The sequence below is a fragment of the Pyxidicoccus xibeiensis genome, assembly GCF_024198175.1.
GTDB classification, from domain to species: domain Bacteria; phylum Myxococcota; class Myxococcia; order Myxococcales; family Myxococcaceae; genus Myxococcus; species Myxococcus xibeiensis.
Genome location: NZ_JAJVKV010000046.1, coordinates 1 through 2,325, shown reverse-complemented (window position 1 = coordinate 2,325; position 2,325 = coordinate 1). Strand labels below are relative to the sequence as shown.

Annotated in this window: 1 rRNA gene; it reads right to left on the bottom strand. The window is 55.4% G+C overall.

Going from position 1 to position 2,325, the window contains the following annotated elements:
• Positions 1 to 67: 67 nt before the first annotated feature.
• Positions 68 to 2,325 (bottom strand): 23S ribosomal RNA (locus LXT23_RS49465); the annotation flags it as partial.

Genomic DNA, 2,325 nt, shown 5'->3' with positions numbered 1-2,325 from the left:
CGCACTCGAGCCTCGGCCTTGGCCCCGAGTCCCTTACTCCCCTTGAGGGGGCAGCAAAGAGAACGGGGAAAGTAAGCCGCTCGACCAATTAGTACCGGTTAGCTCAACGTGTTACCACGCTTACACACCCGGCCTATCAACGTCGTAGTCTTCGACGGGTCTTCAGGGGCTTGCGCCCGGGATACCTGGTCTTGAGGTCGGTTTCCCGCTTAGATGCTTTCAGCGGTTATCCAATCGGCACATGGCTACCCAGCGATGCCTCTGGCGAGACAACTGGTACACCAGCGGTGCCTCCAACCCGGTCCTCTCGTACTAAGGTCAGAGCCTCTCAAGTATCCTACGCCCACAGCAGATAGGGACCAAACTGTCTCACGACGTTTTGAACCCAGCTCGCGTACCGCTTTAATTGGCGAACAGCCAAACCCTTGGGACCTGCTCCAGCCCCAGGATGCGATGAGCCGACATCGAGGTGCCAAACCTCCCCGTCGATGTGAACTCTTGGGGGAGATAAGCCTGTTATCCCCGGAGTACCTTTTATCCGTTGAGCGATGGCCCTTCCATTCAGGACCACCGGATCACTATGACCTGCTTTCGCACCTGCTCGACGTGTCCGTCTCGCAGTCAAGCTCCCTTATGCCATTGCACTCGCCGCCCGGTTTCCAATCGGGCTGAGGGAACCATCGCGCGCCTCCGTTACTTTTTGGGAGGCGACCGCCCCAGTCAAACTACCCACCAGACAGTGTCCCAGTCCCGGCTGACGGGACATGGTTAGACACCAGAAATCAACAGGGTGGTATTTCACCGTTGCCTCCACCGAACCTAGCGGCCCGGCTTCAAAGGCTCCCACCTATCCTACACAGTCAATCCCTAGTGTCACTGTCAAGTTGTAGTAAAGGTTCACGGGGTCTTTCCGTCTTGCTGCGGGTAAACTGCATCGGCACAGCTATTTCAATTTCGCTGAGTCCCTCTCCGAGACAGCGCGGAAGTCGTTACTCCATTCGTGCAGGTCGGAACTTACCCGACAAGGAATTTCGCTACCTTAGGACCGTTATAGTTACGGCCGCCGTTTACTGGGGCTTCGGATCATCGCTTTGCCTTGCGGCTGACGAATCCCCTTAACCTTCCAGCACCGGGCAGGAGTCAGACCCTATACGTCGGCTTGTCGCCTTCGCAGAGTCCTGTGTTTTTGGTAAACAGTCGCTACCGCCATTTCTCTGCAACCTCTCTCGGCTTCGGCTGTACGCCTACACCTACCAGAGGCCCACCTTCTTCCGAAGTTACGGTGGAAATTTGCCTAGTTCCTTGGAGGAGAGTTCTCTCAAGCGCCTTAGGATTTTCTCCTCACCCACCTGTGTCGGTTTACGGTACGGACACCCTATGAGCTCCCTACGGGACTTTTCTTGGAAGCCGAGCATCAGCGACTTACCCCTTGCGGGGCGCCATGGGGTCTCGGGGATAGCTGCCGCGCCTTTATTCGTACGCGACACCCCTACGCCTTTGGACTGACGCAACCACCGGTCAGCTCGCCTAGCTTTCTCCGTCCTCCCTTAGTTCAACGCTCACAAGATGGCGCAGGAATATTAACCTGCTTTCCATCATCTACGCCTTTCGGCCTCGACTTAGGTTCCGGCTAACCCTGGGAAGATTAACTTGACCCAGGAAACCTTGGGTTTACGGCGAGGGGGTTTCTCACCCCCTTTATCGCTACTCATTTCGGCATCAGCACTCCCAGTCGCTCCAGCCGCCTTTTCAGTCGACCTTCGCTGCAACTGGGACGCTCCCCTACCGCCATACGTTTTGCGTATGACCCGAAGCTTCGGCACTAGTCTTGAGCCCCGTTACATTTTCGGCGCGGCCTGTCTTGACCAGTGAGCTATTACGCTTTCTTTAAAGGATGGCTGCTTCTAAGCCAACCTCCTGGTTGTCAATGACCTGCCACATCCTTTCTAGTGTTCACTTAGACTAGATTTGGGGGCCTTAGCTGTCGGTCTGGGTTATTCCCCTCTTGCCAATGGACGTTATCACCCACTGACTGCGTCCCGGGATAACAATTGCCGGCATTCGGAGTTTGGTACGGTTTGGTAATCTGGTGAGACCCCTAGCCGTTCCAGTGCTCTACCTCCGGCATTGAATTGCCCGAGCCGATACCTAAATATCTTTCGGGGAGAACCAGCTATCACGGAGTTTGATTGGCCTTTCACCCCTACACACAGCTCATCCCAGAAATTTTCAACTTTCATGAGTTCGGTCCTCCATGCGGTGTTACCCGCACTTCAACCTGGCCATGTGTAGATCACCCCGCTTCGGGTTATAATACACGCAACT